A 5,533-nucleotide genomic window follows, 5' to 3' on the forward strand; every position below is an offset into this window, starting at 1 on the left:
TAGGGGATTTTGGGGAATTTTGCAAAGGTCTCAAGCTGATTGGCAGCTTGAGGGAAGATTTTTGTTTACGTATTACTGATTCAGCCCGAACATGATCTGCAAAAACTGTTCTCATTTTGTGTCGATATTGTGATAAAGCAAAACAAGTTCTAAAATATGCAGTTCATTTTCATATTAAAAACAAGGAGAAACTAATGTCTAAGATTGCTGTACTCGGCGGCGGCCTTTCCGGTCGCCTTATTGCGTTCCAATTGGCAGAGCAGGGCATTTTGGTCGAGTTGTTTGAGAAAGGCGAACGCAACGGCGCGCAAGCCGCCGCTTATGTTGCTGCGGCCATGTTGGCGCCGTCTGCCGAAGCGGTGGAGGCAACGCCCGAAGTCATCCGTTTGGGCAAACAAAGCATTGCGCTTTGGCGCGCGATTGTCGGCCGTCTGAATACGCCGGTGATGATGCAGGAAAACGGCAGCCTGATTGTCTGGCACACGCAAGACAAGCCGCTTTCTGCCGAGTTTGCCCGTCATTTGAAGCGCGGCGGCGTGGCGGAACATGAAACCATACGTTGGAACGCGGATGAAATCGCAGCAAACGAGCCGCAACTGGCAGGGCGGTTTTCAGACGGCCTGTATCTGCCGACAGAAGGGCAACTGGACGGACGGCAAGTATTGAATGCGCTTGCCGATGCTTTGGAATCAATGAATGTGGCGTGTCATTGGTCGTGCGAACGCGAAGTCGAAGATTTGGCGGCGCAATATGATTGGGTCATCGACTGCCGCGGTTATGGTGCAAAGAGCGCGTGGAACAGGCCGTCTGAAAGTGTTTTGCGCGGCGTTCGCGGCGAAGTGGCGCGCGTTTACGCCCCCGAAATTGAGCTGTCCCGCCCCGTGCGCCTGCTGCATCCGCGCTATCCTTTGTATATCGCGCCGAAGGAAAACCATATTTTTGTGATTGGTGCGACCCAAATCGAAAGCGAAAGCCAAGCGCCGGCCAGCGTGCGTTCCGGTTTGGAACTTTTGTCTGCGCTGTATGCCGTGCATCCGGCATTTGGCGAGGCGAACCTTTTGGAACTGGCCACCGGCCTGCGCCCGACTTTAAACCACCACAATCCCGAAATCCGCTTCAACCGCGAACACCGCCTGATTGAAGTCAACGGCCTGTTCCGCCACGGCTTTATGATTTCCCCAGCCGTTACCGGTGCGGCCGTGCGTTTGGCCAGTGCGCTGTTTGCCGGAGGCGACATTCCCGAATACGACGAAACCAGCGGTTTGCCGTATATCCGCGCCGCAAATTGAAGACGTTGCGGACAAAGTGGCTTGAAAATCGGGCAAATTGTTTGTGAAAGACAGCCACAGGCCGTCTGAAAATGATAAAATCGCCGTCAATTCAATTAACCTTGCGTCTGAAAACCGCATGATGCCGTATTCAGACGCCAACCAATTTCCTATTTAACGATAAGCACATGACAACCCAAACCCTTTTAATCGAACTTCTCACTGAAGAACTCCCGCCAAAAGCCCTCAATAATCTGGGCAACCATTTTGCCGCTTCCGTTGCCGAAGGCTTGGAAAAGGCGCAACTGATTGACGGCGCAGCCGAATACACTACCTATGCTTCTCCGCGCCGTTTGGCCGTTCAAGTCAAAAACGTGAAGGCCGTTCAAGCCGACCAAAAAATCGTGAAAAAAGGCCCGGCCGTGGCGAATGCCATGAAAGACGGTGCGCCGACTAAGGCTTTGGAAGGTTTTGCGCGCGGTGCGGGGGCGAAAATCGAAGACTTGACCGTCATCAACGACGGCAAGCAAGACGTGTACGCCTATGAATACGTCCAAACTGGCAAACCGCTGGGCGAGCTTTTGGAAGACATCATCAATGCTGCAGTGAAAAAATTGCCGATTCCTAAAGTTATGCGTTGGGGCAGCAGCACATTCACCTTCGTGCGCCCTGTACACAGCCTGATAGTGCTGCACGGCGGCGACATCGTCAACGTCAGCGTTTTGGGTCTGCAAAGCGGCAACAAAACATTGGGTCACCGCTTCCTCTCCAGCGGCGAAATCGCCATTGAAAATGCCGACAGCTACGCCGCCCAAATGCGCGAGCAAGGCAAAGTCGTTGCTTCGTTTGCCGAGCGCAAAGCCGCCATTCAGACGGCCTTGAACGAGCAGGCAGGCCGTCTGAAAGCCACCGTTGCCGCCGATGAAGCATTGTTGGACGAAGTGACTGCATTGGTCGAATGGCCTGTGGTATTGGAAGCAGGTTTCGAAGAACATTTCCTCGCCGTGCCGCAAGAATGCCTGATTCTGACCATGCAGCAAAACCAAAAATACTTCCCGCTGCTCGACCAAAACGGCAAGCTGATGAACCGCTTCCTGCTGGTCTCCAACCTGCAAACCGAAGACCCGTCGCACATCATCCAAGGCAACGAACGCGTTTTGCGCGCGCGCCTGTCTGATGCCGAGTTCTTCTACAAGCAAGACCAAAAAGCGACTTTGGAAAGCCGCCTGCCGAAATTGTCCAGCGTGGTTTACCACAACAAAATCGGTTCGCAGGCCGAACGCATCGAACGCCTGCAAAGCATCGCCGCCCATATCGCCAAAGCATTGGGTGCGGATGCCGCCGCAGCCGAGCGCGCCGCACGTTTGGCCAAAGCCGACTTGGTAACCGAAATGGTCGGCGAGTTCCCAGAATTGCAAGGCACCATGGGCAAATACTATGCCCGCTTGGACGGCGAAACCGAAGAAATCGCCGAAGCCATCGAGCAACACTACCAACCGCGTTTTGCCGGCGACAACCTGCCGAACGGCAAAGTGGCAACCGCCGTTGCTTTGGCCGACAAATTGGAAACCTTGGTCGGCATTTGGGGCATCGGCCTGATTCCGACCGGCGACAAAGACCCATACGCCCTGCGCCGTGCCGCCTTGGGTATTTTGCGGATGCTGATGCAGTACGGTTTGGATGTAAACGAACTGATTCAGACGGCCTTTGACAGCTTCCCCAAAGGTTTGCTCAACGAAAAAACGCCGTCTGAAACCGCCGACTTCATGCAGGCGCGTTTGGCCGTGTTGCTGCAAAACGATTATCCGCAAGACATCGTTGCCGCCGTACTCGCCAAACATCCGCGCCGTTTGGACGATTTGACCGCTAAACTGCAAGCCGTTGCCGCGTTCAAACAGCTGCCCGAAGCCGCCGCATTGGCCGCCGCCAACAAACGCGTGCAAAACCTGCTGAAAAAAGCCGATGCCGAGTTGGGCGCGGTTAACGAAAGCCTGCTGCAACAAGACGAAGAAAAAGCCCTGTATGCCGCCGCGCAAGGTTTACAGCCGAAAATCTCCGCTGCCGTTGCCGAAGGCAATTTCCAAACTGCTTTGTCTGAGCTGGCTTCCGTCAAACCGCAAGTCGATGCCTTCTTCGACGGCGTGATGGTAATGGCCGAAGATGCTGCCGTGAAACAAAACCGTTTGAACCTGCTGAACCGCTTGGCAGAACAAATGAACGCAGTTGCCGACATTGCGCTCTTGAGCGAATAAGGCCGCGTTTCAGTTGACCCGTTTTTCAGGCTGCCCGATGATTCAGGCAGCCTGAAGTTTTTCGGGCGTATCCCTTACATGGCGTTCAAGGGTATAATTCAGCAGATTTGTCAGGCAGGCAAATCGCGCACATCAAACAATTTCCCACATTCAAGAGGCAGATTATGAATATTCCAGCCATCCGAACCGCACTCGATGCCGTGTTGATTCCCACCACAATACGCACTTTGGGCAGCGAAAAAGCCGTTTCGCTTCTGGAAGAGCGTTCAGACGGCCTGCATATCGGCCTAAAATTTGCGTTTCCGGTTGCCCATATTGCTGCAGACATTGCCAACGCCGTTCAAGAAGCCGTCATTTCGCATACCGGCAAGACCCACATTCACTTGAGTATCGATACCGAAATCGGTACGCATAAAGTCCAACCCGGCGTAGCAACCATCAAAGGCGTGAAAAACATCATCGCCGTAGCATCGGGCAAAGGCGGCGTCGGCAAATCAACGACCACTGCCAACCTTGCCACCGCAATGGCCAGAATGGGCGCGCGCGTCGGCGTACTCGATGCCGACCTGTATGGCCCAAGCCAGCCCACCATGCTCGGCGTACAAGACCGCAAACCCGACCAACAAAACAAAAAACTCATTCCCGTTGAAGCCGAAAGCGGCATTCAAGTGATGTCCATCGGTTTCCTGGTCGATACCGACCAAGCCGTCGTTTGGCGCGGCCCGATGGTCAGCCAAGCCTTGCAACAGCTTATGTTCCAAAGCGAATGGGACAATGTCGATTATCTCTTCATCGACCTGCCACCCGGTACCGGCGATATCCAATTAACCCTGTCGCAAAAAATCCCCGTGACCGGCTCCGTTGTCGTCACCACGCCGCAAGACATCGCCCTGATTGATGCACGCAAAGCCGTGGATATGTTCAACAAAGTCAATATTCCGATTTTGGGCGTTTTGGAAAACATGTCTGTCCATATTTGCACCAACTGCGGCCATGCCGAAGCAATCTTCGGTGCAGAAGGCGGCAAAAACTTGGCAGAGCGTTTGAATGTACCGTTGCTCGGCCAACTTCCATTGAGCCTGCCTGTACGCGAAGCCATGGACAGCGGCACATCTTCGGCCTTGTTTGAAAACAACCAAACCATCGCCGACATCTACACCGAAGCCGCCTTCCAAATCGCGCTGGCCATTGCCGATAAAGGCAAAGACTTCAGCAGCCGCTTCCCGAAAATCGTCGTCGAATAAAAAAGTTTAAAAAAGGTGTTGACAGCTGTGCGCCCCATCTCTATAATGCACAGCTTATCGGGTCGTTAGCTCAGTCGGTAGAGCAGCGGACTTTTAATCCGTTGGTCGAGCGTTCGAATCGCTCACGACCCACCAAACGCAAAAAAAAACCTGCTTTGAAAAAAGCAGGTTTTTTTGCGTTTGGATTTTGGTAAAGAGTGATTTAGATTTAAGATTGGCCAGTTTTATCAGTAATTAAGCTGTTAGAAAAGTATAGTTATATTTTTCAATTGAAGGCAGTTAGGGTAGATATTTGGAGTTTCTTATCTAATGTAAAATCTTCATTACAAAACAGTTCACATTATTTTAAATATCATATTAATGACAAATGCAATCTATGCTTTTGTTTTTAGATTTGATTTAAATCTTCATTAAATTTCAACCTACTATAACATGCTAAAGGCGTTAAGTAGAAACATGCATACATTCATCAGTTAATAAAATTCCCTAAAAATGCATATAAAATATAAAACTACAGTAACTATTTATAAAGTTTTTGTAATTGTAATGCTTTTATTACAAATGATATATATAATTAGAAGTATATATGCGAGTTGCGTTCTTATGGGCTATTTCTAGGGTAAAGAGTAAAGATTGAAGCCTGACCAGTGGCAGTTTGCGTATAAGATCTAAAACAGGGAAGGACTCATGTCCATTCTATTAATAATTGCGAGGAATTTAAACGATGCAACTTTCCAAACTGACGGCTGCGGCAGTTTTGGCAGTATCT

At 51.1% G+C, this 5,533-nt stretch carries 3 protein-coding genes and 1 tRNA gene; all 4 read left to right on the forward strand.

What is annotated here, in order from left to right; all coding sequences use genetic code 11:
* Positions 1-194: 194 nt before the first annotated feature.
* The 4 genes from HMPREF2608_RS03840 to HMPREF2608_RS03855 all read left to right on the forward strand — a co-directional run bounded on the left by HMPREF2608_RS03840 (position 195) and on the right by HMPREF2608_RS03855 (position 4,899).
* Complete coding sequence (locus HMPREF2608_RS03840; protein ID WP_070826032.1) at positions 195-1,289, forward strand: FAD-dependent oxidoreductase; 1,095 nt, start codon at positions 195-197, stop codon at positions 1,287-1,289.
* A gap of 167 nt (positions 1,290-1,456) precedes the next feature.
* Positions 1,457-3,520: a glycine--tRNA ligase subunit beta gene (gene glyS / locus HMPREF2608_RS03845; protein ID WP_070826033.1), complete on the forward strand. Its 2,064-nt coding sequence runs from the start codon at positions 1,457-1,459 to the stop codon at positions 3,518-3,520.
* A gap of 164 nt (positions 3,521-3,684) precedes the next feature.
* Positions 3,685-4,764 (forward strand): iron-sulfur cluster carrier protein ApbC, encoded by a 1,080-nt coding sequence (gene apbC, locus HMPREF2608_RS03850; RefSeq protein WP_070826034.1) that lies wholly within the window; start codon positions 3,685-3,687, stop codon positions 4,762-4,764.
* 59 nt (positions 4,765-4,823) lie between these two features.
* Positions 4,824-4,899, forward strand: a tRNA-Lys gene (locus HMPREF2608_RS03855).
* Positions 4,900-5,533 lie beyond the last annotated feature (634 nt).

The organism is Neisseria sp. HMSC064D07, assembly GCF_001837185.1.
Classification (GTDB): domain Bacteria; phylum Pseudomonadota; class Gammaproteobacteria; order Burkholderiales; family Neisseriaceae; genus Neisseria; species Neisseria flavescens_C.

Bases quoted from the DNA above. Each gene is read 5' to 3' on its own strand.
- HMPREF2608_RS03840 (WP_070826032.1), top strand. From the start codon at position 195: ATGTCTAAGATTGCTGTACTCGGCGGCGGCCTTTCCGGTCGCCTTATT.
- glyS (WP_070826033.1), top strand. From the start codon at position 1,457: ATGACAACCCAAACCCTTTTAATCGAACTTCTCACTGAAGAACTCCCG.
- apbC (WP_070826034.1), top strand. From the start codon at position 3,685: ATGAATATTCCAGCCATCCGAACCGCACTCGATGCCGTGTTGATTCCC.